21 protein-coding genes and 1 pseudogene are annotated in these 26051 nt (G+C 35.1%); 9 read left to right on the forward strand and 13 right to left on the reverse strand.

What is annotated here, in order from left to right; translation table 11 throughout:
• Window positions 1-25 precede the first annotated feature (25 nt).
• Genes IPK14_12450 through IPK14_12460 form a run of 3 tightly spaced genes read right to left on the reverse strand, consistent with a single transcriptional unit; the run spans window position 26 to window position 5360 of the window.
• Entirely contained in the window at window positions 26-1552 is a 1527-nt protein-coding gene (locus IPK14_12450) for a protein kinase (GenBank protein ID MBK7994191.1), read from the reverse strand.
• A complete protein-coding gene (locus tag IPK14_12455) occupies window positions 1552-3603 on the reverse strand; it encodes a response regulator (protein MBK7994192.1) in 2052 nt (683 codons plus the stop codon). Before IPK14_12455 ends, IPK14_12450 begins: the two co-directional genes overlap by 1 nt.
• Entirely contained in the window at window positions 3540-5360 is a 1821-nt protein-coding gene (locus IPK14_12460) for a hypothetical protein (protein ID MBK7994193.1), read from the reverse strand. The genes IPK14_12455 and IPK14_12460 overlap by 64 nt, the downstream gene beginning before the upstream one ends.
• Before the next feature lie 814 nt (window positions 5361-6174).
• On the opposite strand from IPK14_12460, the gene mqnC reads away from it, so the two are divergent.
• Together mqnC and hisZ are read left to right on the forward strand one after the other, a co-directional pair.
• Window positions 6175-7248, forward strand: coding sequence for a dehypoxanthine futalosine cyclase (gene mqnC / locus IPK14_12465; GenBank protein MBK7994194.1), 1074 nt, complete (start codon window positions 6175-6177; stop codon window positions 7246-7248).
• A 39-nt stretch (window positions 7249-7287) separates the two neighbouring features.
• The gene (gene hisZ, locus IPK14_12470) at window positions 7288-8397 is read left to right on the forward strand and encodes an ATP phosphoribosyltransferase regulatory subunit (protein ID MBK7994195.1); all 1110 of its coding nucleotides are present in this window, start codon (window positions 7288-7290) and stop codon (window positions 8395-8397) included.
• 6 nt (window positions 8398-8403) lie between these two features.
• Here hisZ and IPK14_12475 read toward each other — a convergent pair whose 3' ends face one another.
• Window positions 8404-9795, reverse strand: a complete 1392-nt coding sequence (locus IPK14_12475; protein MBK7994196.1) for an NAD(+)/NADH kinase — start codon at window positions 9793-9795, stop codon at window positions 8404-8406.
• Between the two features lie 228 nt (window positions 9796-10023).
• Here IPK14_12475 and IPK14_12480 point away from each other — a divergent pair, with 228 nt between their 5' ends.
• Together IPK14_12480 and IPK14_12485 are read left to right on the forward strand one after the other, a co-directional pair.
• Window positions 10024-10452 (forward strand): hypothetical protein, encoded by a 429-nt coding sequence (locus IPK14_12480; protein MBK7994197.1) that lies wholly within the window; start codon window positions 10024-10026, stop codon window positions 10450-10452.
• 103 nt (window positions 10453-10555) lie between these two features.
• Window positions 10556-11794, forward strand: a complete 1239-nt coding sequence (locus IPK14_12485) for a serine/threonine-protein phosphatase (protein ID MBK7994198.1) — start codon at window positions 10556-10558, stop codon at window positions 11792-11794.
• A gap of 85 nt (window positions 11795-11879) precedes the next feature.
• Here the strand turns inward: IPK14_12485 and acs are convergent.
• The 3 genes and pseudogenes from acs to queA form a co-directional block, all read right to left on the reverse strand.
• Window positions 11880-13837, reverse strand: a pseudogene (gene acs, locus IPK14_12490) (acetate--CoA ligase).
• Between the two features lie 60 nt (window positions 13838-13897).
• Window positions 13898-14665 carry a Uma2 family endonuclease gene (locus tag IPK14_12495; GenBank protein MBK7994199.1) on the reverse strand — a complete coding sequence of 256 codons (768 nt, stop codon included), beginning with the start codon at window positions 14663-14665 and terminating at the stop codon, window positions 13898-13900.
• A gap of 44 nt (window positions 14666-14709) precedes the next feature.
• Window positions 14710-15756 (reverse strand): tRNA preQ1(34) S-adenosylmethionine ribosyltransferase-isomerase QueA, encoded by a 1047-nt coding sequence (queA, locus tag IPK14_12500; protein ID MBK7994200.1) that lies wholly within the window; start codon window positions 15754-15756, stop codon window positions 14710-14712.
• Window positions 15757-15877: 121 nt separating this feature from the next.
• Here queA and IPK14_12505 point away from each other — a divergent pair, with 121 nt between their 5' ends.
• The 5 genes from IPK14_12505 to IPK14_12525 all read left to right on the forward strand — a co-directional run bounded on the left by IPK14_12505 (window position 15878) and on the right by IPK14_12525 (window position 19304).
• On the forward strand, window positions 15878-16189 hold the full coding sequence (locus IPK14_12505; protein MBK7994201.1) for a tetratricopeptide repeat protein: 312 nt from the start codon (window positions 15878-15880) through the stop codon (window positions 16187-16189).
• Entirely contained in the window at window positions 16093-16338 is a 246-nt protein-coding gene (locus tag IPK14_12510) for a tetratricopeptide repeat protein (protein ID MBK7994202.1), read from the forward strand. The genes IPK14_12505 and IPK14_12510 overlap by 97 nt, the downstream gene beginning before the upstream one ends.
• Window positions 16339-16381: 43 nt before the next feature.
• Complete coding sequence (locus IPK14_12515) at window positions 16382-16657, forward strand: tetratricopeptide repeat protein (GenBank protein MBK7994203.1); 276 nt, start codon at window positions 16382-16384, stop codon at window positions 16655-16657.
• Window positions 16658-16815: 158 nt separating this feature from the next.
• Window positions 16816-18036: an ABC transporter permease gene (locus tag IPK14_12520; GenBank protein MBK7994204.1), complete on the forward strand. Its 1221-nt coding sequence runs from the start codon at window positions 16816-16818 to the stop codon at window positions 18034-18036.
• Window positions 18037-18062: 26 nt separating this feature from the next.
• The gene (locus IPK14_12525; GenBank protein ID MBK7994205.1) at window positions 18063-19304 is read left to right on the forward strand and encodes an ABC transporter permease; all 1242 of its coding nucleotides are present in this window, start codon (window positions 18063-18065) and stop codon (window positions 19302-19304) included.
• Here the strand turns inward: IPK14_12525 and IPK14_12530 are convergent.
• The 6 genes from IPK14_12530 to IPK14_12555 all read right to left on the reverse strand — a co-directional run bounded on the left by IPK14_12530 (window position 19295) and on the right by IPK14_12555 (window position 25793).
• On the reverse strand, window positions 19295-20929 hold the full coding sequence (locus IPK14_12530; GenBank protein MBK7994206.1) for a tetratricopeptide repeat protein: 1635 nt from the start codon (window positions 20927-20929) through the stop codon (window positions 19295-19297). The genes IPK14_12525 and IPK14_12530 overlap by 10 nt on opposite strands.
• Before the next feature lie 87 nt (window positions 20930-21016).
• On the reverse strand, window positions 21017-22261 hold the full coding sequence (locus IPK14_12535) for a HAMP domain-containing protein (GenBank protein MBK7994207.1): 1245 nt from the start codon (window positions 22259-22261) through the stop codon (window positions 21017-21019).
• A 150-nt stretch (window positions 22262-22411) separates the two neighbouring features.
• Entirely contained in the window at window positions 22412-23212 is an 801-nt protein-coding gene (locus IPK14_12540; protein ID MBK7994208.1) for a DUF4388 domain-containing protein, read from the reverse strand.
• A 43-nt stretch (window positions 23213-23255) separates the two neighbouring features.
• Window positions 23256-23744: a hypothetical protein gene (locus IPK14_12545; GenBank protein ID MBK7994209.1), complete on the reverse strand. Its 489-nt coding sequence runs from the start codon at window positions 23742-23744 to the stop codon at window positions 23256-23258.
• Window positions 23745-23764: 20 nt separating this feature from the next.
• Window positions 23765-24985: a DUF4388 domain-containing protein gene (locus tag IPK14_12550; protein MBK7994210.1), complete on the reverse strand. Its 1221-nt coding sequence runs from the start codon at window positions 24983-24985 to the stop codon at window positions 23765-23767.
• Window positions 24986-25013: 28 nt separating this feature from the next.
• The gene (locus tag IPK14_12555) at window positions 25014-25793 is read right to left on the reverse strand and encodes a DUF4388 domain-containing protein (protein ID MBK7994211.1); all 780 of its coding nucleotides are present in this window, start codon (window positions 25791-25793) and stop codon (window positions 25014-25016) included.
• Window positions 25794-26051: the final 258 nt, after the last annotated feature.

Genomic DNA, 26051 nt, shown 5'->3' on the forward strand with positions numbered 1-26051 from the left:
ATCTATAAGTCCAAGAAATTTTTTATTAATCAGAAATTTTTTTGTTTTCTGCTCCTATAAATTGTGTAGAACTATATTCAGCATTTTCAAAACCATCTTCATCTAATTCTTCTAAGGTCTTAGTGGTTTTATATTGATTTGTCATAAGTGGATCACTAAGCATCTGTGTTTCTTGCTTAGTAATATCTATTAGTGTGCCACCTAGTTGAAACTGTATATCTATCAAAGATGCTTCAAGCTCTTGTGCTGTAGGGCGATTTTCAGGATATTTGTTTAACATTTTCATAATCAGAAATTCTAAATTTTCTGGTACAGTGGGATTAAGTTCTTTAACTGCAACAGGCTCTTGTGTCATGTGCATATAAATTAATGACCCCATATTGTTGTTTTTTGGGGTAAGAGGAAAGACTCCTGATAACATTTGGTAAAGCATAACACCTAAGCTATAAATATCTGAACGTCCATCATAAGCCTCGCCTGTAATCCTTTCTGGTGCAAGATAAAGAGGTGTTCCTAAAATAACCATCCCATCAGTTTCAGAGGTTTCTAAACCTGTTTTTTCTCCTACTAGTTTAGCAATACCAAAATCTAGCACTTTGACTATTTCTCCACTGTCGCTTTTATGAAGAAAAATATTTTCTGGCTTAATATCTCGGTGAATTATTCCTGCACTATGAGCTTTAATTAAGACTTGGCAAATAGATAATGCTATTTCTACACAATAATTAATATTAATTACTTGATATTGATTAATTTTATCGGCTAGCGTACATCCTTTTAATAGTTCCATTACTAAATAAGCAATTCCTGTTGAAGAAACAGAAAAGTCATAAATGCTAATTGCATTTGGGTGATTAATTTGGCAACTTGAAATTCCCTCACGGCGAAAACGTTCTACATCAGCAAGACTAGCATCTTGACTAGGACAAAAAATTTTAATTGCAACAGAATTGTTTAATGATAGATGGGTAGCACGATAGACAGTGCCAAAACCACCGCTACCAATTTTTTCATCTAGTCGATATTTTCCATCTAAAACCGTACCTGGTAGCACTTCACTTAAAGCAGAAAATATTCTATTAGCCCTTTCATAAGAATTAATTAGCTCTTCATGTTTTCGTTTTAATTCTTCATTTTTAGTAGCTAGCTCAAAATTCTTTTTTTCCAATTCTTTACGAAGGCGAGACAAAACTAATTGATTCTCAATTCTAGCTAGCACTTCCTCGGCTTGAAATGGTTTTGTTACATAATCAACTGCTCCTAACTTAAAGGCTTTAACTTTATCTAATACATCATCCAACGCACTAATAAAAATTATTGGAATAGGTCTAGTGTTAATATCAGCTTTTAACTGCTGACATACTTGATAGCCATCCATTTCAGGCATATTTATATCTAGCATAATTAGTTCTGGAAGTTCTGTTCTTATTGCTCTTAAGGCACGTTTTCCGTTATTAGCCATTCTTACACGATACTGATTTTCACTTAAGAGTTTTTCAAGAAGTGCTAGATTATCTAGGTTGTCATCTACAATAAAAACATCGCCACTCATTATTTAGCCACTCCTTCTATTAATTCCAAGAGTTCATCAATTTGTAAGTTTTTAACCATTTTGCTCATTTCTTCAGCCAAATTTTTATCTTGAACTGCAATTTCCTCAATTACTTGTTGAGCCATTTTGTTATCTCCTACAATTAAAGCTCTTTCTAGTTTGCTAATAAACTCATCAGCTAACATTGACAATCTTTTGGAAGTAAAAATTTGCTCTTTAGTTTCTAAATTTTCTGTAACAAGTGTTGGCAAAGAACTTTCAAACTTAAATTTAATAGATAAATGTTTGGTAAATTTCTCAAAAATTTCTATTTCTCTAAAAGGTTTAACTATTAAATCATTAAATCCTGATGCAAGAATTTTTTCTTTACTGTGGTCAAAAACATTAGCTGTAAAAGCAATAATAATTGTAGCGTTATTTTTTTCTTCTAAATCTCTAATTTTTTTTGTAGCACCATAACCATCCATCAAAGGCATTTGCAAGTCCATCAAAATTATTTGAGGCTGCCAGCTTTGCCAAATCTTTACAGCTTCTTGCCCATTAGACGCTTGTTTAACTAAAAAACCTATTGGCGAAAGCATCATATCTAATAGCTGACAGTTTTCTAAAGCATCATCAACTACTAAAACTCGATACGCAGCTTGACCTTCTTCTAAGGCTATAACTTTACGTGTTTCTACCTGTATGATTTCTTTAGTTTCTGGCAATGTTATTTCAAAGCTAAACTCACATCCTTTGCCTAACTGACAAACTAGAAATAATTCTCCACCCATTAGATTAACAAAATCCCTACTAATTGTGAGTCCAAGCCCTGTACCTTCTTGAGATTCTGCACCTGTTCTAGTTTGCTCAAAAGCATTAAAAGCTTTTTGTGTCTCCTCCTTTGTCATACCTGGGCCAGTGTCGGTAATAACAAATTTGGCTATATTGTTTTGCCAGCTAACTTTTAGGCTAATACTTCCCTCTTTAGTAAATTTAACCCCATTACCTAGAAGATTTATCAAGACTTGTCTAAGTTTTCCTTCATCGCCTATTACGTTTTGAGGCAAATTTGAATCAAGCAAAAACTTTAGCTCTAAGTTTTTAGACTGTGCGCGAACTTTAATCATACTCTCAATATCTGAAAGCATTTGAGCCAGGTTAAAAGGCTGTTCATTAAGTGCTAGTTTGCCAGCCTCAATTTTAGCAATTGATAAAACATCATTTATTAAACCAAGTAAATGCTCCCCACTACGCATAATAGTAGTTAAAGTTTGTCTATGATTTTCACTAAAGGATTTATCCCGTCCTAAAACTTGAGCAAAGCCTAAAATAATATTTAGCGGTGTCCTTAGTTCATGGCTCATATTTGCTAAAAATATGCTTTTAGCTTTACTTGCATCAATAGCTTTACTCTGAGATTCTAGAGCTTGTTTTTCTGAATATTTTATTTTTTCTACAGCATCTTTAAGCTGATCAAATTTTTCTGCAAGTTGAAAGTTCTTTTGGTCTATTTCTAAAGTTCTTTCTAATACTTTTGCCTCTAAAAGCTTATTGCTACGTTTAAGTGCCTCTAACCGATAGCGAGCAAATCCAGAAGTAACCCCAGCAATTGCTAGTACATAAGCCAAATATGCCCACCAAGTTTGGCTTAAAGGTGTTTTAATATGAAAACTATAACTTGCTCCGATTTCATTGCAAAACCCATCATTATTACAAGCTATTACCTTAAATACATAGTCTCTATAAGGTAAATTTGTATAAGTAACTTGACGAAGTTTATTTGACTCAATCCAATCTCTATCCCAACCCTCTAACTTATATCTAATTTTGACTTTTTCTGGAGCAACAAAACTTAAAGCAGTGTAATAAAACTCAAATTTTTCTTTTCCAGCATCAAAAGAAATCGTTTCCCCTGTATTAACTTTTTGCCCATCAACAATTATTTGCTCAATAACAACAGGAGGAATTACTTTATTTAGCTGCATAGCTTCATGCTCAATCATTACTACACCCCTGAAGTAGGGAACCATAGCTTTCCAGCCTTGGTTTTCCAGCCTGCTGGCTGACATGCTCCATTACATTGAGCCGATTTCATACCATCAGCTTTGCCATAAACTACAGTTGTAACATTACTAATTTTTCCTTCAAAATAATCATTTAGCTGTTTTTTGCTGATTTGATAAATCCCTGTATTAGAACTTAGCCAAAGGTTGTTTTTATTGTCTTCTAAAATATGAAAAATTTCTTCAAATGTAGTATCAGGAAATTTATAAATAAAGAATTTATCATTCTTAAAACGGACTAAACCCCTGTCTGTGCCAATCCAAAGCGTTTCGTCACTATCATAATAAAAAGAAAAAATAACATTGTCTGGCAAACCATCTTTTTTAGTATAATTAGTAAATTTACCATCCTTAAAATAGATTATTCCTTGATCATAAGTCCCTAACCATAAATTACCTTTTTTATCTTCAACTATTGCTCGAACATCGTTGCTTGACATCCCATCAGACTTTGTATAAAGCGTAAATTTTCCATCTTTATATAAATTTAGTCCCTCTTCTGTACCTATCCATAAATTACCTAAGCTATCTTCATAGATAACACGAACATAATTACTACCTAATCTTTCTTCTCTAGTGTAATTAGTAAATTTACCATTACTAAATTTAGTTAAACCTCCAATGCTGCCTAGCCAAATATCCCCTTGACGATCCTGGCAAATAGTGCGAATAGAATTATCTGCTAGCCCATCTTTGGTAGTGTAGGAAGTAAATTTTCCTTGATTAAATTGGCTAAATCCGCCATCTGTCCCTATCCAAATAACGCCATTACGGTCTTCATAAACACTTCTAACATAATCTGACGCAAGCCCTTCTTTAAGTGTATAAGCAATTAGTTTTGATTCGCTAAAACGGTTAATTCCTCCATTTGTCCCTACCCATAAAGAGCCTTCTGTATCTTGATACATTGACCTAACTCTAGTGTTAGACAAACCATCTACGCTAGTATAGTTACTAAATTTATTATTTGCTAAACGACTTAACCCGCCCGGTGTTCCTATCCATAAAAATCCTAGAGGATCTAGCCTAAGAGTAAGAATAAAGTCATGTGCTAAACCGTTTTTAGTTGTATAAACGCTAAATTTTTCATTTTGTAAGTAATTTAGCCCTATGTCAGTTCCTACCCACATATTGCCAAGGCTATCTTCACAAAGCGACCTAACATAATTATTAGATAAGCCTTCTTTTGTTGTGTAAAATGTTAACTTACCATCTTTAAGGCGATTTAAGCCTTTGCTTGTCCCTATCCACACATTTTTATTTCTATCTTCGCAAATAGCAAAAATTGTGTTTGATGTTAAACCTTCTGTAGTTGTATAGGCTTTAACTTGATTATCTTTTACTTGAAACAAGCCGTTATTTGTCCCTACCCATAAGCTATTATCTCTGCCTAAAGCAAGTGTATTAATTAATATTTCTGATAGCTGTTTATCAGCAGTGAACCGCTTAAAATCCCCATCTTTTGCATAAAAAAGCCCTTGGTTAGTGCCAATCCAAAAAACACCTGTTTTATCTTCACAAAGAGCATGAACATTATTAGTTTCTAAGTCTTTATCTACGCTATAGTCAAAAACTGTAAAACGAACTCCATCAAAACGAATTAGCCCTTTATAAGTAGCAAACCACATATAACCGTCTTTAGTTTGCGCAATAGCTAAAATAGTGCTTTGAGGCAATTCATCTTGCCAAATTTGTTGAACATATTGAGAAATAGCTTTATTAGGATCTAATGCAAAGCTATTACTTATAAATACTAAACTCATCCATCCTATTATAAACAAAGCAGTTCTAGCTAAATTAAAGCATATTTTGTTCATAAAAATTAAATTGGTAAAAAATAGTTTGATGTAGTTAGGGATAGCTAAATATAGCTATTAGCTAGGGTAAGCACAATCATCTTTTTAACATTTAATCTAGCAGGAAAAAGAAGTTTTATAAACCTGGCTATTTTTTCCAAAAACAGCTTGACTCACTTTAGATAGCTGCATATACTGCCAGTTCCTTTAGCAATAAGGGAATTGACGCGGGGTGGAGCAGTCTGGTAGCTCGTTGGGCTTGAACTCGCAATATTGAAAATAAAACTACATTATTCCGCTTTAATAATAATGTAAAGTTACACAATTTATTTTATGTAACTAAATATTGCAATGGGCGGCATATAGGGAAACTTATATGTGATTACCTGTCAAAGTCGGGGAAACCTCTAGCGGTGGCAATCCCGAACCAAGCTCTAAAATATCAATTTTAGAGAAGGCGTAGAGACTGGGAGATAGGCACCTAAAGATGTAAATCAAAGGTGAAGGGACAGTCCAGACTACAAACAAATAGTGTAAAAGCTATTTTGGCAGTGGAAACTGTAGTAGTAAGCATAACCCAAAGGTCGAAGGTTCGAATCCTTCCCCCGCAATTAAATAAAAAAGGCTGCTTGAAAATAGCAGTCTTTTTTGCTTTTAAATAAAATTTTTGACATTTTGTTAGCTTTTCCTACTTTCCGCTTGCATTGACGTTGTTAAGTTTCTCGTGCCATACTTTTTAACGCTACTTTTCAAACAAAACTTTATAGGAAAACTTTAGTTTATGCTTACAGCAACTTCTATAACCAAAACTTTAGAAACTACAGGAAGAATTACCCCAGAATTAGCATTAGAAATGATTACAGAAATGCCTTCTGAAGAGCTTTTTACTTTAGCAAATGAAGTTCGTAAACGCTTGCATCCAGATAACTTAATTTCTTATGTGGTGGATAGAAATATAAACTATAGTAATGTCTGCACTTCGGTTTGTACATTTTGCGCTTTTTACCGCAAACCCGGTTCGGCAGAAGGTTATGTGCTTAGTCATGAAGAAATTTTCCATAAAGTAGAAGAAATGATTGAAATCGGCGGTAGCGGTGTTTTAATGCAAGGCGGACTACATCCAGATTTACCCTTTGAATACTATGAAACAATGCTACAAGAGCTAAAAAGCCGCTATGGAATTTACTTACATTGTTTTTCCCCTCCAGAAATTGATAACTTTGCAAAAATTTATAAAATGTCTGTTGAACAAGTCTTAATTCGCCTTAAAAATGCTGGATTAAATTCTATTCCTGGTGGAGGTGGAGAAATATTAGTTGACGAAATCCGCCGCCGCCGTCGTACCGAGTGCAACGCCCAAGAATGGCTTTATGTAATGGAAGTAGCACATAATTTAGGCATCCCAACAACCGCAACAATGACTTTTGGAATGGGAGAAACTATTGAACATAGAATTGAACATTTAGAAAAACTTTACCAACTACAGGAAAAAACAGGCGGTTTTATTGCTTTTATTCCTTGGACATTGCAACCTGACAACACGCCACTTTGGAAAAAATACCCTGAACGTGTATCAGGTAAAGAATACTTACGCTGGTTTACACTAGCAAGAATTTATCTACAAAATATTAAAAATCATCAAGTTTCCTGGCTTACCCAAGGCTTAGATGTTGGCCGGCAAGCACTCCACTACGGAGCAAATGATATTGGAAGCACAATGATAGAGGAAAATGTAATTTCTAAAGCTGGTGCTAACCATAAGGCTACAGAAGAAATGTTAAGGGAAGTTATTATTTCTGAAGGCTTTACACCAGCAAAAAGAAATGCTGGCTATCATCGCCTGGCTATAGGCTAATATCCCAACAAATAGAAACTAAACAACTTTGGGAGCAAAATAATTGAAATCTTTAGCAAAAATTCCTCAAGGTGTCCGCTATTTTTTTGCGAAGAAGTAAAAAAACGTCGTGCCATTGAACAACAAGTTTTGTCAGTCTTTGCAGCCTGGTCTTATGAAGAAATAATTTTACCAACTTTTGATTATCACAACCTTTTTGCCCTAGGAATGGGTCAAGAAGCAGCTAAACAGACTTATCGATTTTTAGATAGCGATGGAGAACTCCTAGCACTACGTCCAGACCTTACTTCCCTAGTTGCACGAACTATAGCAACTCATTTTACTGAAAGCCCCCGCCCCATTAGGCTTTGCTATAACGGCGAAGTTTTTCGTTACAGAGAAGCCCACAAACAAAAACCTCATGACTATCATCAACTAGGGCTTGAACATATTGGAAATGACCGACTAGAAGCAGATTTAGAGGTCTTATTAATTTCAATAGAGGCTCTTAGCAAACTAGGAATGTCAGATTTTCTTATTGTTTTAAGCCACGTTAATTTTTTTAATGGTATAGCAGAATACTTAAATCTAAATATTGATGAAATTGCTAATTTTCATTCTCTGGTGGATAAAAAAAATAGTTCTCTATTAAGCAAATTTTTAAGCTCTAAACTTAATCAAGAAGAAAACAATCGGCTATCAAATCTGTTTAGAATGATGGGAAAAGCTGATATTTTGGAGCAAGCTTTTAGCTTTTCTTCATATAATGAAAAGATTGTTAATGCTTTAATGGATCTAACTGGTATTTTAGAAATTGCTGAAAACCTAGATATTGCTAACTACTTAACAATTGATTTAGGAGATGTTCAAGGGCTAAATTACTACACAGGTATGACATTTAAGATTTATAGCTCTGGCGTTGGGTCAACTATTGGCAGTGGTGGACGCTATGATAGCTTGCTCAAAAATTTTGGGGTTGAAGATTCTGCTGTAGGCTTTCAACTCTCTTTAGATCTTCTAGCCAATACTCTTAAAAATATTACTTTATCCGACGCAAATAAACAGCTTTTATCTGCTTCCCAAGATTTAGTAAAAATGTTTCAACAAGCCAAAAAACTTAGACAAGAAAATAAACAAATAGAAATTACTGATAGAGTAATAAAGCCCTAGGAAATTTTACATTTTAACTGTCTGTGGGAATTGAATTTGTGCTATTTTCTCAGCCATATCATGGCCTGGGTAAAATGCCAGTTCTGCCGCAGCAATCCGACTTACCCTAATCAATATATTTTTGGCATTACCTTGACAAAGACCATCTACATAAGCAATTATGGGCCGTTTATTAATATTTAGATTACGAATTTCTACTTGAGAGTCATAAGAAAGCAAAGCCGATTTCCAGTTAGGAGGATCCATTACATTTGATCCTACTAATATTAAAGCTGGAGTATCTGCTAGTAGTGGCATAGCTCCCATAGCACGAGCATAAGCAGTTGAACCAGCAGCAGTAGCAACTAAAGCACCATCAGCAACCAATTTAGATAATTTTATTTCCCCATTAAGCTTGATTTCCAACCATGCAGTTTGACTTGAAGAACGTTCTACCCAAGTATCATTAAATGCTAAGGCTGTTTGCTTAATGCCTTCTTCGGTTTCTGTCTCAACATATAGCAAGGGTAGTTGTCTAAGTAATAAATCTGTTGTAGGAACACTTGCAGGTAAGATTTCTTGTGGATCATTTAGCAAAAACCCTAGATGCCCCGCATTAACACCTAAAAACGGCAATCTTAACTGCCAATGTTGCCTAATAGCATGAAGCATTGTCCCATCCCCGCCAATAACTAAAATACAGTTAGGATTAGTTGCATCTTCAAAGCTTTGAAACCCTTTTGCTAGTTCTACTGCTTTTTGGTTTCTTTCATCCAAAACAATCATTAATTTAGGTTCTGCTAAACTAAATTTAGTTACCCGATTAGGTATTCTTCCTCGATAGAGTCCATAGCGTTTAATATACTGAGCAACTTCTAAAGTAACTAATGAGTTAATAGATTTATGCCGGAAAATTTCCTCTCTAATTTTTGCGCTAGAGCCAGTAAAACTTAGTGGAATTAACTTATGTTTTGGCGGAAGGTCTTCTTTTTTACAAGCAAATCCTTCACGGCCAATAACAGCAAACTTTAACTGTTGCCAAACTTCTGCACCTTTTTCCCAAAATAGTTGTATGGCTGATTTATTTTGGCTTCCTCCATCAATCCATTCTGTACCAATTACATGCCAAAGTTCTCCCTTTTGGGAAAATTTCTCCTCTAAATTATGTGTTCGAGTAAAGGTAGCATTTTCTAAATCAAAAAGTTCTATTTCAACATTCTTTAAGCTGCGAAAGGTCAAATCTACCATTGTAGCACGGTGAATTGTTTCAACATCATTAGTAGAAACTTTGTCTGGTCTTGGGCCACAGGGAACAATTATCACTTTATCAAATTGCTCACTTAGTGCTTTAGCTATTTCATAATGATGTAGTCCAGGAGGGTCAAAGCTTCCACCAAAAATTGCAATTTTCTTTGTCATAATTTTTTAATTTTCCAAAAAGTTTAGAAAAAATTTGGCCCAAATAATACCTTGCTTTATCAAAACTTATCTATAGCTCTAAGTCAACTAAAATTACTAGGTATAATTATTTATATTAACTTTAGCACTTTTGTATTTAATGCCTCGACAGTAGGAGACATAAAAATCTATAATCTCTTAAAGAAAGACTTTTTTGTTTGCTATATTATGTCGTGTTGGTAAAAAGCAATGTCAAGTAGTCAACTAATCATAAAAAAGAAAAATCCGCCAACACGCTGTGAAATTTGTCACTTAGCTGACCAATTTGATCCATTAACAGAAACTTGTCAGCGTTGTTACAACCTAGCTTTACCTATAATTAATAACCATGACAACCTCTTACAACAACAAGTAGAGCCTGCTGCTAGCCAAGGCTTTGAGAAAACTTTAGCTAATTTATTAGCCTATAGTTTTTTATTGATGATAGGTTCTTTGTCCTTAACAATATTATTTGGTATATTTCAAATGCTACCTATTGCACTGATTTTTGGTGCAATATCTTTACTAGCTGGTATTGGATTTGTTATTTTCCTATTCATTTTTACTATTTATATGGTTGGAACAATACTTGCTTCTCTAGTACAAAGTATTTATCATAGTTTTCGTGCTAGATCTTAATAATTTAATATATATCTTTAATTAATCGTATTAATCATAAAAATAAATAACGTAGTGTAATTAGCATAGTAGTAATGCAAGATTTACACCTAGGAGCGTTGAGATGAAGAGCGGATCCATAATTACTTCAGTGTGTGCCATTAGCGATCCTGGTATAGTTCGGAAAAATAATGAGGATAGTTTTTTATTAACAGACTTAAAAAAAGGTAAAAGTTTAGCTGATACTTGCCAAATAGAAAAACCTTTACTTGATAATTATTTATTATTAGTAGTTTCTGATGGTGTAGGCGGTTCACAATTAGGAGAACTTGCTAGTGAATTATCTGTTTTATCAATAAAAGATGCTTTGATGTCAATGAATAATAGTATTAACCCTACAGATAGGTTAACTGCTGCTGTAGAACAAGCTAACCATACTGTTTGGTCAGAAAACGTTAAAGACCCTAAACAACAATGGATGAAAGCTACTCTTACCGTTGCAATGGTAGAAAAAGATAAAGCATATATTGGCACTGTAGGAGATTCTCGCGCTTACATTATCCGAGGTCATCGCATTAAGCAACTTACTATGGATCAAACTTTAGCTGGAGTATTAGTTTCCAAAGGTGTAGTAAATCCAGATGAAGTTCATAAGCACGCCCGTAGCAATGTTATTTTACAAGCTATTGGTAATGCCCAAACTATTCAAGTAGCAATTTCTACTATTAACTTAGAGCGAGGAGATTATTTATTACTTTGTAGCGATGGGTTATCTAACAAAATTTCTGCTCAAGAAATGGTTATGTATGCTACAAATTATTCTATTGATGCAGCTTCTACTCATATGGTTACACTTGCTAAACAGCGGGGCGGAGAAGACAATATAACTATTGTACTTGCTAGATTTGAAGGTGATGGACTAGCAAGCAGACGGGAAAGACAGCATCTTACTACAGAAGTCCAACATTTAAGCACTTTTGATCCTTATGCAGAAGATGAACAAGTATCACGTAAAAGAATAGAGTTATTAGGTAGTAATGCGAATATATTATCTCGCCAAGTTGGTACACGTTATCCAATTGAAATTCATGGAATTAATACATCCTCAGGAGAATTTTTTGAAAATTCAGAAACACTTCAAATAGGCAAAATGGACGCATCCTTTTTATTAGGGCATGAAGTAGCTATTGATGATTTGTTACATATTTCTTTGCCAATGCCGCGTGAGTTTAGACTTTATGACCTAGATGAGCCTCTTTATAAAATTTATGTGCAGGTAAGAAAAATTAGCTCTCAGGCAGATGGGAAATCTTTAATAAGAGTAGCTTTTATTTCTAAAAATAATCCTGAAGGTAATTTTTAATATAATCCTTACAAAACTCTGGGAACGCGGACATCACTGTCCGCATCCCTTTGTCAAAGCTTAGACTCCTAGTTTTTCAACAACTTTATTCCTCATCTTCACGCAATTTAGCCAAGATAGAAATATCTTCTAAAGTAGTAGTATCGCCTATAGTCTCACTTCCTGCCGCAATATCTCTAAGAAGTCTACGCATAATTTTTCCACTACGTGTTTTTGGAAGTGCATCAGTAAAACGAATATCATCAGGTTTAGCTAAAGCACCTATTTCTTTAGCAACATGCTCACGGAGTTCTTGTTTAAGCTCTTCTGAACCTTTTCGACCACCTTCTAGCGTGACAAATACTGCTACTGCTTCGCCTTTTAACGGATCTGGCCGTCCAACTGCTGCCGCCTCTGCTACCATTGGATGACTAACCAAAGCACTTTCTATTTCCATAGTGCTAAGTCTGTGACCAGAAACATTTAATACATCGTCAACACGTCCCATAATCCAAAAATATCCGTGATCATCTCGACGCGCACCATCTCCAGCAAAATAACAGCCTTCTATTTCACTCCAATATTGTTGTTTATATCGCTCATCATCTCCATAAATTGTGCGAAGCATTGACGGCCAAGGTTGTTTAATTACTAAATATCCACCAACATTAGCTGGGACGGATTCCCCCTTTTTAGTTACTACATCCATAATAATACCTGGAAATGGCCTAGTAGCTGACCCTGGGACGGTGGGAGTTGCTCCTGGAAGCGGTGTTATCATCATTGCCCCTGTTTCAGTCTGCCACCAAGTATCAACTATTGGACAGCGTTCTTTACCAATTACTCGGTGATACCACATCCAAGCTTCTGGATTTATTGGCTCTCCAACAGTTCCTAAAAGCCGTAAACTATCTAAAGAATGGCGTTTAGCCCAATCTTCTCCCCATTTTATAAAAGCTCTTATAGCTGTTGGTGCTGTATAAAAAATACTGACTTTATATTTATCTACCATTTGCCAAAATCGGTCTGGATGAGGCCAGTTTGGTGCGCCTTCATACATTACGCTAGTTGCTCCATTTGCAAGCGGCCCATAACAATATAGCTATGTCCTGTCACCCAACCTATATCAGCCGTACACCAATAAGTATCTTCTTCCTTTAAGTCAAAGACCCATTTAGTAGTTATATAAGTGCTAACACTATATCCGCCTGTAGTATGTAAAATTCCTTTTGGTTTTCCTGTTGTCCCAGAAGTATAAAGAATAAAAAGCGGATGCTCAGAGTCTAATCTTTCAGCTTCGCAAATATCTGAAACATTACTTACCACATCGTGCCACCAGTGATCCCGGCCTTCTTTCATAGTGACAAATTGATTTTTAGTGCGCTGGTAAACAAAAACCTGTTTAACTGATGGACATTCTTCTAATGCCTCGTCAACACTAGATTTAAGCTGTATTTCCTGGCCTCGTCTATAACCACCATCAGCCGTAACAACTGCTTTTGCTTGAGCATCATTAATACGATCCCGCAAAGCATTAGCGGAAAACCCTCCAAAAACTACACTATGTGTTGCACCTATTCGCGCACAGGCCAACATTGCAATTGCTAACTCTGGAATCATAGGCATATAAATTGCCACACGGTCGCCTTTTTCTATCCCATGATTTTTTAGTGCATTAGCAAAACGGCAAACCTCTCTATGTAAAGTTTGATAGGTTAAAATTCGACTATCTCCCGGTTCACCTTCCCAAATAATAGCAGCTTTATTTTTTCGCCAAGTTTTTAAGTGACGATCTAAACAATTATGTGAGATATTGATTTCTCCACCTACAAACCATTTAGCAAAAGGTAACTGCCAATCTAAGACTTTTTCCCAGGGCTTAAACCATTCTAAATCTTGAGCTATTTCGCTCCAAAACCCTTCAGGGTCTTTAGCTGCACGCTGATAAATTTCTTCATACTCAGCCATACTTTTAATATGAGCCTGTTGGCTAAAAGATTCATTAGGGGGAAAAATACGTCCTTCTTTTAACATCGAAGTAAGATCTTTAGTAGGATCTGACATAGTTATCTCCTCAGCAAATTTTTGTAGTATAGAACACTAAATAGAATTTGGATCTATCCCTCATGCGCGGAACTTTTCAGCTAGCTTTTCAGCACGTTGTTTTTCTATTTCAGCACGTTGTTTTTCTATTTCAGCACGTTGTTTTTCTATTTCAGCACGTTGTTTTTCTATTTCTGTTTGCTGTCTTTCCTGTTCAACTTGTCTGCTTGCAAGGTCGGCGCGTTGCCTTTCCTGTTCAACTTGTCTAATTGCAAGGTCGGCTCGTCTTGCTACAACTTGCCAGGCTAGAAATTCCCGTCCATCAGGATAAAAAACCCTTAAACCTAACGGGTTAGGTTCAAATCTAATATTTAAGCGAGGGCTAATCCAACCGGAAATTTCTCTAATTAACTCAAGTCTGTTATTTTCTCGTAAATACCCTACTAGTGTTTCATCATCAGGATCATAAACATAGTATTCTTCTACTCCATAGCGATCATAAAAGGCTAATTTCCTTTCCATTTCTAGCCTTGTATTACCTGGAGACATTATTTCAAAAACAACTTGAGGAGCAATTCCATCTTCTTTCCACTGCATATAAGAGCCGCGATGACCTTTTGGACGACCAAACGCTACCATTATATCAGGAGCTTGACGCACTTTTGGATTACCCTGTACTGGATACCAAAGTAAATCACCTGCTACAAAATCAGGGATTAAATAATCTAAGTTTTCCTTAAAAGTTACAATCCAGTCAAATTGCTTAGTGTTATCTGCCATAGGTTTACCATCACTATCAGGATAAATTACTTCTGTTGCTATATTTTTTCTATTTGCTTGTCTTGACATTGCGCTCTCCCATTTTGCTTATTTTTGCTTAATGGTTATAAAAATTAAGATAAAAACATACAATCGCCATAGCTATAAAAGCGATATTTTTCTTTAACTGCGTGATTATAAGCCGACATTGTTAAAGTGTGATTGGCAAAAGCTGATACTAACATAAGAAGTGAAGACTTAGGCAGATGAAAATTAGTTAGCAGTGCGTCTACAATCTTAAATTTATATCCAGGATAAATAAAAAGTTCTGTAACATATTTTCCTGCAATAACTTCCCCTTGATCATTAGCAGCCGTTTCTAAAGCCCGCGTTGTAGTTGTACCAATTACAACCACTCGCCCACCTTCTTTTTTAGTTTTGTTAATAGTTTCTGCTGCACTAGTAGAAATAACAGAGTGTTCTGACTCAATAGAATGTTCTTCTATTTCTTCGACTCTAACAGGTTGAAAGGTTCCATAGCCAACATGATGAGTAATTTTTGCTATTTTTACTCCTTGAGCTTGGATTTTTGCTAGCACTTCAGGAGTAAAATGTAGTCCTGCTGTTGGTGCTGCTACTGCACCACGTGAAGCAGCATAAACAGTTTGATAACGAACCTCATCTAAGCGTAAAGTTTCTTTATCATCGCGCTTTATATAAGGAGGCAATGGAGTTAGTCCTAAACGGTCTATTAGCTCATCAACACTTACTGAAGTTTTACTAAAAAACTCTACTACTCGTCGGCCATTAGGCAAATGCTCTAGCACTTTAGCTATTAATTCGTCATTTCCAAAACTAGCTTCTGAGCCTACTTTTAAGGCACGACCAGGTTTAACTAATGCTTCCCAGCAATCTTTTTTTAGCTCACGAACTAAAAAAATTTCTACTTGAGCAGAAAATCCTAGACGACGGCCTTTTAAGCGAGCAGGAAAAACTTGTGTATCATTTAAGACCAAACAATCTTTTGAAGTTAATAAGTCTGGTAATTCACTAAAGCTACTATTGTAAAAGCTACTTGTTGAACGTGAAACAACTAGCATTCGAGATTTATCGCGCTCGCTAGCAGGTTCTTGTGCAATTAGTTCTGTAGGTAAATGGTAATCAAATTTAGAGATGTGCATTTTTTAATACAACTCGTTTATATAAAATTATTAAAACTCCTATGTCTTTGCACTATCTTAAATTATTATGATTGTTATTTGTATTAAGACTTACTTGGTTTAAGTAGGAGAGAATATAGTTATGTTTATAAAACGTTTGATATTTTTATTTTTGCTGATGTTTTCTTTATCTGCTAAAACAAATATGCTACTAGCACAAAATGGAACAGATAGCAGAATAGAAACAGCAAAACAAGCTGTTCGCAATAACCCTCAAGATGCTTTAGCACATAATGATTTAGGTATGGCTTACCATTTATCCGGCTATTACAAAGAGGCTATAGAAGCTTTTAAGAAATCAATTTCTCTAAATCCAACTTTTGCCGAAGTACATTACAATCTTGGAACCTCTTATTATCAAGAAGGGCTTTTGAACAAGCTGTTCCTGTACTAAAAAAAGCTACTATTCTAAAACCAACTTATACATCTGCTTATAAAACTTTAGGTGCTTCTTATGATGAACTAAGAATGTACAAAGAAGCTAGCCAAGCCTATGAAGAAGCTATAAAGCTAGATCCTAAAGACCCAGTTATTTTTTTTTAGATTAGGCATATGTTATGACGTACTTAGCCGTTATAAAGATGCTGTGGAGTTATTTAAGCAAGCAACTATCTTAAAGCCTGATTACTCAGACGCTTATTATCAATTATCTGTAGATTATTTTTATATTGATAAGTACAAAGAAGCCTTAGAAGCCTGTAACAAAGCCTTAGAATTAAAGCCTGACTATGTAGTTGCACAATATCAGCTTGGGTTAATTTATGTCAAACTTAAGGATAAGGAAAAAGTAAAACAACAGTATGAACTCTTACAAAAATTAGATAAATATTTGGCGGCAGAGCTAAAAAAACATTTGAAGTAATTTGTTTATTTGCATTAGTTTAGTCAGTTTTTATAAATAATATTTACTAGCTCTTAGAAAAGCGACAAGTGTCGGAACTTTGCTTTTAACAGCCGCGTTAAGCTTCGCAACTCAAGCAATAAATTTCTTTTTAATCTATATATTTATAGGAAAATAATATGCACTTTTGGGAAGCAGTGCGAATGGCTGCTGGTTCGTTAAAAGCACATAAACTACGTACTTTCTTAACATTAATTGGAATTATTATCGGAGTTGTAGCAGTTGTAGCAGTAATGTCTATTATTGAAGGTGCTACTATCTATGTTGCAACCAAGGTAGAAGACTTAGGGTCAAATACTTTTGTCATTGATAAATTTGGTATAATCACAGATTTCAAGTCTTACCTAGAAGCTGTAAAACGTAATAAAGACATTGATTTAGCCGATATGCAGGCAATAAAAGAAGGTGTTAGTAAGGCTGAAGATGTTGGAGCTATGGTCTATAGCGGTGCAGAAGTCAAGTATAATAACTTATTTCTTAAAGGTGTTGGGTTAATGGGTGCAACTTCTAATATGGCTTATATTGACACTAAGCAAGTAGATATAGGACGTTATATTAGTCCCATTGATGAAGAACATCGCCGAAATGTTTGTTTTATTGGTTCAGATATTGCAAAAAAGCTTTATGCTAATTTAGATCCTTTAGGTAAAGAATTAAAAATCAATGGTTTACCTTTTCAAGTTGTTGGCGTAGCAAAAGAAATAGGTTCTGCTTTTGGGCAACCACAAGATATTTACGTAATTATCCCTATTTCTACATTTCAGAAAATCTATGGTACACGTCAATCTATCCATATTCACGTCCGCGCCTTTGCCAATATACCGTTAGAACAGGCTCAAGACCAGGCACGTCAAATTTTAAGAACACGTCACCATCTTAAATTTAACGATCCAGATGATTTTGGTATGCGTTCAGCAGACGCTTTTCGGGATCTTTTTACTCAACTTACAGGCGTGCTAGCTAGCGTTGCTGTAGGTATTGCTGCAATCTCTCTAGTTGTTGGTGGAATTGTAATTATGAATATTATGTTAGTGTCTGTTACTGAGCGTACAAGAGAAATAGGAGTAAGAAAATCCCTTGGAGCAAGACGACGTGATATTTTATGGCAGTTCTTAGTTGAATCAGTGCTAATGTCTGCGGCTGGTGGGTTATTGGGGCTTGGTGTAGCCTATGCGTTAACAAAATTAATTCCTTTAATCGTCCCTTTACCTATGTCTATGCCTATTTCCGCTGTAGTAATGGCAATTTCTATGTCAACCGCAGTAGGAGTAATTTTTGGAATTTACCCGGCTTGGCAAGCTGCAAAACTTAGCCCAATTGTTGCTTTAAGACAAGAATAATTTTTAACTTTCTTTTAAGATAAATTATGAGAAGCTTTGAATTTATTGAAATCCTTAAATTAGCTATTTCTACTCTACTTAGTCATAAATTCCGCTCTGCATTAACAATTCTAGGAATAATTGTTGGTACAACTACAGTTATTGCTGTTTCTTCCATTTTAACTGGTATGAATAAACGAGTTGCAGAAATTATTGAAGAATTTGGGACTAATACAGTTTATGTTGCCCGTTTTAAGTTTGGCCCGCAATTTGGGGATCGTTCAGAAGAAGAACGTAAAAGAAAACCCTTAAATAAAGAAGATGGCCGCGCAATTCAACAGTTGCCAAGTGTTTATGCTGCTTCTGCATCTATAATTCCAAAAGGACTGCCTCCAGTAGTAAAATATCGCTCTCAACAAGTGCAGCAATCTAATGTTCGAGGTGTTTGGTCAACTTATTTAGAATCAAGGGGGTACCTCTTAAAAGAAGGGCGCTTTTTTACTGAAGCAGAGGACAACCGCCGCGCCCAAGTTTGTATAATTGGAGATACTGTTACTACTGCGTTATTTCCTAATATTGATCCTTTAGATAAAGAAATAGAAATTGGCGGCAATAAATTTCGAGTAATTGGAGTAATGGAAAAAACTAAAAGTAGTTTTGGTGAGGATCGTTTTGAAGATAGCCTTGTGTTAATTCCTTATAATGTATTTTGGGTTTATTATCCAAGCCTAGAAGACCATGTAGTTTCGGCTCGTTCTAAAGAAGGGCAATTTGAAAAAATGAAGGATGAAATTACAGAACTTATGCGCCGCCGCCGCAAAGTCCCAATAAATGCCCCAGATAATTTTGAAATTAATACCTCAACTTCAATCATTGAGCAATTCCAATCAATTACAGCAGTTATGGCATTAATTGTTGGGCCAATTTCGGCTTTTGGTTTACTTGTAGGTGGTGTAGGTGTAATGAATATTATGTTAGTGTCTGTCACCGAGCGAACGCGCGAAATAGGCATCCGTCGTGCAATTGGCGCACGTCGGCGCAATATAATTATTCAATTTTTAGTAGAAGCTATGATGCTAACTGGTTTAGGTGGTGTTATGGGGATTATTTTAGGGCAGTTTGTTAGCATTATTATTAATATTATCTTGCCTAATCTGCCGTCTTATGTCCCACTTTATGCAATGGTGTTAGGGTTTTCTTTGTCTGTTGTGATAGGTTTGGTTTTTGGTCTTTGGCCTGCAATAAAGGCAGCCTATATTGACCCAGTAGAAGCTTTACGCTATGAGTAAAGCTTAGCTATTTTTTCTGCTACATCTTGGTAATTTGGAGAAAATTTAGCTATTTCCTGATAAACGGTTAGAGCTTTTTTCTGCTCTCCTAATTCTTCATGAACATTGGCTATTTCATAGAGTAATTCTACATGTTCATTGGGTTGGTATTTTTTAGTATCCAAGGCTTTACGTAACCAAATTAAGGCGGGACGAGGCATTTCTTTTAATCTAAAACAACGCCCTAGTAACATACAACAGTGAAAAGTTCTAGGATGCGCTCCTAAATCTTGAATAGTTCGATAAGCAGCTTGAAATTCTTCAACTGCATCATCATAAAGCTCTATATCTAAATAAGCTTGTCCAACATTAAAACGGCTTGAAAATTCTTCTTCTAAATCTTCGTCTAAAGCAGCTTTATCATCTTCTTCAATTAGCGATTTTAGCCCATTTTGTACCGCTGCTATTTCGGCGGCAGCATCATCTATTTGATCTAGCATATTATCCGCCCCAGTTTCAATTTCATCTGTAATAGTTTGATAAAGTTCTGCTGGTATGTCTTCAAACATAATATTTGAAATAGTAGCAACCTCTTTCTGCTTGTCATCATTTACATTATTAACAAGTGTAATATCTGACGTATTATTTGATACCAGACTATTAAAATCCATTTCGGTTTCTTCATCTGTGCTTAGGTCTGCTAAACCTGGTAATTCTGCTGTATTAGGAACACGGAACATATTTTCATTCATTACATCTTGATTAGGAGGCGGCAAAGTTTCTTTGGTGGTAGAAATTTGATTAATTTTAGGTATTGGAATACCAGAATTAGTATGAGCTATTTCAAGACTTGCCATTTTTTCCAAGCGTTCTGAAATAAGTGGATGATTAGGAAAAAGGACTTCTAATCTTTCTAAAGTATTAAAAGCAACATCTAAAAAACCTTGTTCAATGTAAAAATCAGCACTCTCTAATTGTTCTTTTAACAAACTATCTTTTTCAAATCTACCTGTTGAAGAGTTAGGGTCAAATGTTACTTCAAAAACTGGTGCTTGTTGTGATTCATCCTCAAGATTGGTTACATTATTTGGTAGAGAAATTTCTAATTTTTCTTTTATATCAAAAGTCTTTACAGTTTCTTTTTCAAAGACTGCTTGCAATGCCTCTGTATTTAAGAAACTTTCTTGAATTTGAGGAATCTCTTCAATTATAGAGTTTTGAGGTTGTTCAATTAAAGGCAATTCTTCTAGTTGTAAATTTTGGAGGTTAGTTTGTTGTTCACTACTAGTTATAAGTTCAGCTTGTTCTATAAATTCTGGAAGCTCTTCTAGTTCTAAGTTTATGGATTTGTCAGAATCTGTAATTGTAACCGACATTTCTTCTATTTGTTCTAATTCTTGGATTTCTTCTAACACCATGTTTTGAACTTGGTAAGACGTATTAACACTTACGTCATTTTCCTCTAACAAAGGTAAGTCCTCTATTTCTGTATCTTTACCAGCTAAATATTCAGAAAGTCTTAGAGGGATATTATCTAGTTTACTAGTAGGAGCATTTACAGATTCATCTAGATAAGAGTCAGCTTGAATATCGCTTAACCCTAAAAAAGGAAATCCTTTACCTCTACGAGAATCTTGACTACTCATAAGCCTACCAAAAAATAAAATTTATTAATAAATATAGAACACATTTATTAATAAAGAAATTAGTTAAATTATTTTTATAGATAAAATTTATTGTTGTGCGGCGCGACGTGTGCGCAATCTGTCTAAAGCTTGTTTTAAGCTAATTCTCATACGTTCTAAAGCTTCTGCTAATTGCCCTATCTCATCATCACTCTTAATTTGAATACTTTCATCTAATTTTCCTAAGCTAATATTATTAGAAGCTTCAGTTAGTTCCATTATTGGTTGAGTAAGTTTTTGTGCTGCATAAATAGCAAATCCAATGGCACCTAAAATAAAGACTAAAACAATCAATACAATTATCAGCAAAACTTTATTTAAGACTGCATTAAACCAACTTTGTTTAACTTGAACTCCAATTCTACCAATTACTTGATTACTAATATCTTTTATTGGTACATAAGCACTTTTATAAGCCTCATTATTAAAAGTTTCTGAACTTGCTTTTGGTACATCACTTACAGCAATAGTTGTACGTTTACCTATAGCACCATTTTGTTGAATAGGCATATTTGTTGAAACTATTACATCATTTAATGTAACAGAGGCTCCAGAATCATTACGTAGTGATGGGTATAACTTATTTTTAATATCTTCAATAATAGCTCTATCTTGAGGGGCGTTGTTAACTAGTACGCCTGCCAAAACTATTCCTACAGCTTTACCACTAACATTAATAACTGGTGCAGCAGCTTCAATTACTAAGCCTTCTGAAATTATACGGCCTTCAGCTTTTATTTCTGCTTGTTGAGCTAATTTCTCTCCACCTAATAATTTTATTTTTTCCCCAGACTCTTTAATTGAACTAGATTGAGCATTTGTACGGTTAGCAATAACAGAGTTTTGTACTGCAACTATTAATGGATTATCTCCTACTGAACCTGTAACTTCGCCTTCTGGTTGACGTGCAATTATATTGCCTTTTGTGTCTGTAACTACAATAAAATCAATATTTCGAGCTTGTTGGGCAACAGCTAGAGAATCATTTAACTTTTTAAGACCTTCTCCTTGAACTTTCTTTGTTGCCCCACTAGGCTCACTTGCTGGTGCTTGTGCTAGTTCAAGCAATCCGCCAGAAACAATAGCAGCATTTTGCACAACTTGAATAATTAGTAATTCCCGGTTTTTATAAAGCTGTTCAGCAACACGAGCATCTTTTTCCATTGATTGCGCTGATTGATCGTCAATATTGCTTTTAACAATGTAAACAATGATTAGTGCAGAAAAGAGCAAAGGGATAAATACTAGTAGTGCGGAAAAGATCATCAATTTTTGTTTAATCATTAATTTCATGTTTTTTTCAGCAAAATCACTAAAGAATTAGTTAGGAAAATGCTGCCCCCTTAAATTAAGAAATTATAGAAATAGTAGTAGGAAAACCACTTTATACAACCCATTTAGAGTTTTATAAAGGCTATTTTAGTTAAAAAGTATTGCTTTATCCTAGAAGAGTTGCTTCATTATTTCTAACATACCTTCTTGAAATCGCACTCGGCGATCGCTATCAGGAATTTCCTCTGCTAATCTTTCTATAAATGATGGTACCATATCACGAGGTAAACTACTGCGGCTATATCCCATCATTTCCGCACAATCATCAATAACAATAGGTGCCATTGGCCCGATGGCAAGGGTTAAATCTTTTTCTACTTGCCCTAAAATAGACTCATCTACAGTTTCCACAGATGAACCTTGTGAAAGAGCTTCTCCAGCAGTCTCGATTAAGCCTAAATCAAATAAACGCACTAAAATTCGAGAAGCTTGCAGTTCGCTTAATTGTGTCGCACCAGCAATTTCCGTAATACTTTTTTCTCCATCTACTTCACGTAGTACCGCCCAATCTTCAGAACGTAAGGAAAATTCTTTTGTTGGACGTGAAGAAAGTTGAAAAAGTGTATTACTTGAAGGTATTACCCTACGCACACTTTCCCAATCTGCTGCATAAGTAACACTTTCAACTAAAATTTCTTCGGTAGTTAACATAGTGGTTTGTTCATCTGTCATTTCTCCAGTACGAAACCGAAATGTTCCTTCTACCCAAGAAAATAGTGCATAAATGGCTTCTTCACCAATATATTCTTCATAAAGGGCATGTGTAGCTTGTCCACTAACAAAATAAATTTCTCCAAAATGCCCATCATCATGTGTAAGCTCTAATAAGCCGGTACGATTACTAGCATGTAAAAGACGCAAAACATCGATTAACTTAAATTGAGATAAATTTCCAGAAAAAGCATCTGACATGATTTTTAATTCCCACCCTCTTGGATTTTATATAACTAATTTGCTAGCCGCGCCCGATTGCTTCAATAAACTGCCAACTAGTTTCATCCATTCGATCTCTAGTTAGTAAATTTTGTGGATAAACTCGAACATTAATTCTTAGATCTCGCACAGATTTATCTAATTTTAGTTTGCTCAAAGCTACTTTTACAGTCATTCTTAAAGTTGGAAGATTCACATTCGCACTACTTAAAACTAGTAAAAATACTTCTTGCGCTCCATAAGGTGTATCTATTAGTAGATCCAACCCTATAAAAGCTGAGAGCCTACCCTCAGAATAAAGTAATGTCAATTCCTCTGAACGACCCCTAACATATTCTGCTGTAGCAAATAACTGTACTAAGTAAGTACCAAGTTGGTTAGATATTTGTGCATTAGGAGTAAATACCCCAGCAGAAAGGAGAAATTCACCTCGAAAATTAACTAGTGCTGCGGTTTTTACTCCTTGGATACGTAACATATCTTGGAGAAATGTTTCATGTGCTTTACCCAATTTGAATTTCCTTTCTAAAACTAATCTATAGTTATTATTTCAGCTAAAGCAGGAGAAATTCCTAAATTTTCAAATTCTTCTTGCTTTAATTGTTCTAACCTAAGTAATGCGCCTGCAATACGTTCTCTTAATTGTGTATTAGGCGAGACTGCTACCATTTCATCTAATGTATATTTTAGAGCCTTTGCTAGGCCCTTAATTAAACTTTCTACGGGTATTTCTGTAGCTAGCCTAATTTTACCATTTTGGTAAGAAAAGTCTTCTGCAAATGGGTCAAAAACCGGATATTGTTCTGTCACTTTTAATAGTCCTGCTCTAAAAGCAACTGCAAAATTTGCTTCTCGACTAACTAAAACAGAAACCTTTTCTACTATTTGAATAATTTCTGTCATTATATCAATTAGCTTTTGATAATTATTTGTCTCTTTATCCTTGCTTAAGTTATTTATATTAAGTGCTTCATCGCTGAGATTCTCATCATTGCTAACAGATTCTACTTGCTCATTAGGTGGTAAAGCATTTGCTACTTCTTCAACTTCAACAAGAGATGAATCATTTTCTTCAACAATTTCTGTTTGAGCAGTTACAATGGATAGATCTGCTGTATGTGTTATATCAGGAAAAGAAACTACATTAGCAGCCGCTTGACCAAGAAAGAGTATTTTTTTACAACGATAAACATTAAAGAGAGCCGATTGTTCTGTTAATAAATTTAGCATCCGTTCATAAGATGCTTCGCCTTCTATCAACTCATTTTCTAAGGATAGCACTGCATCTATTGTATTATCAATTATATAGATTATTCCTGCTACATTTTGGCTAAATTCTATTTCAATATAAAATTGTGACTCTATTTGTGGCTTAAGTTTTTCTACTAATTTTCTTAGGTCTGTAAAATCGCTTGATAAAGCTTGATAAACCACTTCTCCATCAATACGTTCTGCAATAGCTTGGACTATTTTTTCTGAATGAGAGTAAACAGATATTTTTCCATCTGGGGAAGAGGCTCTTAGTAAAGTAGCATCTATAGCTTCCTCTCCTTGTCGAGTTCGGTCAAGGCTTATATCAATTGCATTTAGAATTTTTCCATCAGCTAAAAAGATATATCCTTTTCCATAAGAAAAAAGCACTTGTAAATAACCTGTAAAACTAATAATTTGCAGGTCTGCCAGCAAAGCAGTAGTATTTACATAAGAAGTTTTGAGGTTTTCATGGACTGGCTTTCCTTTAGGAATGTGCATGGTAAATTAACCAACAACTGCGCTAGCTTCAGAATTGTGTAAGTGGGCCGCTCATACCTGTCCCACCGGGCCCGCGCCTCATTTGAATCTTACGAAAAGCGCGTTCAATATAAGGATTTATTGTCTCGTAACGTACCGCGCTACCACACTCGATAGCAGCTAAAAAATCTTCTTGATCAAAAAGAATTAGCTTACGTTGTCCAGAAATTAAGGACATCCTTTTTAACATCCCGGCCCGTGCTGGAATTGATGCTAATCCTCCGTGATAAACCATAAAAGCTATTAACATGCCTAGTTTTTCTGGAGTTTTAATATTAGTTTGTGCTTGTAGTGTACCATCTCTTAATGTGGCTATAGCACCTTCTACACCTCTAATTTTTAGCAAATCATTGACTAATGTTTGATAAGGATTAATCGCCCTAACTACTCCACCTGAAGGGGTACCTGTTGAACCTACACCAACCGGGGCCATTCCTGGAGTAGTGGGAATCATTCCAGCCCTCTCTTCATCAATAATACGCATCCCTTCCATTAAAATATTGGCCCAAGGATCATAGATTGTGCGTATTGGAGCAGAAATGCCTGTATCAATACGAAAACTTCCTTCACTAAACCGCAATGCTTGATAAACAGCATCTATGCCAGTTAATTCCCCAAAACGTGCATCTACTATATCTCCATCCTGAAAATAGAATACACCATCTCCAATGGAATAATGCACTGTTAGACGTGCTGTATTACGCCCGATACAGTTAATTTGTATGATATCAACTAGCGCAAGATCTTTTAGATCTCCCACTAACGCCATAATTTATGTTCTCTCTCTATTAGAATTTTTAGAGCTACTAAATTAACGCACTGTTTGGGAAACAACTATACTAAGTTAGATTGCTACTAATATACAACTTAAGATAAAAACTTTTTAAGTTAAGCTAAATTATTTTAGTTGGATTTTATTAGCAGAAAAGCTTCTTAATATAATAAGTAGATAGCTTTATTGGCTTTTCAGAGAGTTTAGCAAAGTTCCGAATAGGTGTCAAACAAATATCAGGAACTCAAAACGCTA

The organism is Blastocatellia bacterium (assembly GCA_016713405.1).
Classification (GTDB): domain Bacteria; phylum Acidobacteriota; class Blastocatellia; order Chloracidobacteriales; family JADJPF01; genus JADJPF01.

Coding starts and splice junctions, on each gene's coding strand:
- IPK14_12505 (MBK7994201.1), top strand. CDS start 15,878: ATGTTTATAAAACGTTTGATATTTTTATTTTTGCTGATGTTTTCTTTA.
- IPK14_12555 (MBK7994211.1), bottom strand. CDS start 25,793: ATGGCGTTAGTGGGAGATCTAAAAGATCTTGCGCTAGTTGATATCATA.
- IPK14_12550 (MBK7994210.1), bottom strand. CDS start 24,985: ATGCACATTCCTAAAGGAAAGCCAGTCCATGAAAACCTCAAAACTTCT.
- IPK14_12525 (MBK7994205.1), top strand. CDS start 18,063: ATGAGAAGCTTTGAATTTATTGAAATCCTTAAATTAGCTATTTCTACT.
- IPK14_12520 (MBK7994204.1), top strand. CDS start 16,816: ATGCACTTTTGGGAAGCAGTGCGAATGGCTGCTGGTTCGTTAAAAGCA.
- IPK14_12480 (MBK7994197.1), top strand. CDS start 10,024: ATGTCAAGTAGTCAACTAATCATAAAAAAGAAAAATCCGCCAACACGC.
- IPK14_12485 (MBK7994198.1), top strand. CDS start 10,556: ATGAAGAGCGGATCCATAATTACTTCAGTGTGTGCCATTAGCGATCCT.
- IPK14_12540 (MBK7994208.1), bottom strand. CDS start 23,212: ATGTCAGATGCTTTTTCTGGAAATTTATCTCAATTTAAGTTAATCGAT.
- mqnC (MBK7994194.1), top strand. CDS start 6,175: ATGCTTACAGCAACTTCTATAACCAAAACTTTAGAAACTACAGGAAGA.
- IPK14_12475 (MBK7994196.1), bottom strand. CDS start 9,795: ATGACAAAGAAAATTGCAATTTTTGGTGGAAGCTTTGACCCTCCTGGA.
- IPK14_12495 (MBK7994199.1), bottom strand. CDS start 14,665: ATGTCAAGACAAGCAAATAGAAAAAATATAGCAACAGAAGTAATTTAT.
- IPK14_12535 (MBK7994207.1), bottom strand. CDS start 22,261: ATGAAATTAATGATTAAACAAAAATTGATGATCTTTTCCGCACTACTA.
- IPK14_12460 (MBK7994193.1), bottom strand. CDS start 5,360: ATGAGTTTAGTATTTATAAGTAATAGCTTTGCATTAGATCCTAATAAA.
- queA (MBK7994200.1), bottom strand. CDS start 15,756: ATGCACATCTCTAAATTTGATTACCATTTACCTACAGAACTAATTGCA.
- IPK14_12455 (MBK7994192.1), bottom strand. CDS start 3,603: ATGTCAGCCAGCAGGCTGGAAAACCAAGGCTGGAAAGCTATGGTTCCC.
- IPK14_12530 (MBK7994206.1), bottom strand. CDS start 20,929: ATGAGTAGTCAAGATTCTCGTAGAGGTAAAGGATTTCCTTTTTTAGGG.
- IPK14_12450 (MBK7994191.1), bottom strand. CDS start 1,552: ATGAGTGGCGATGTTTTTATTGTAGATGACAACCTAGATAATCTAGCA.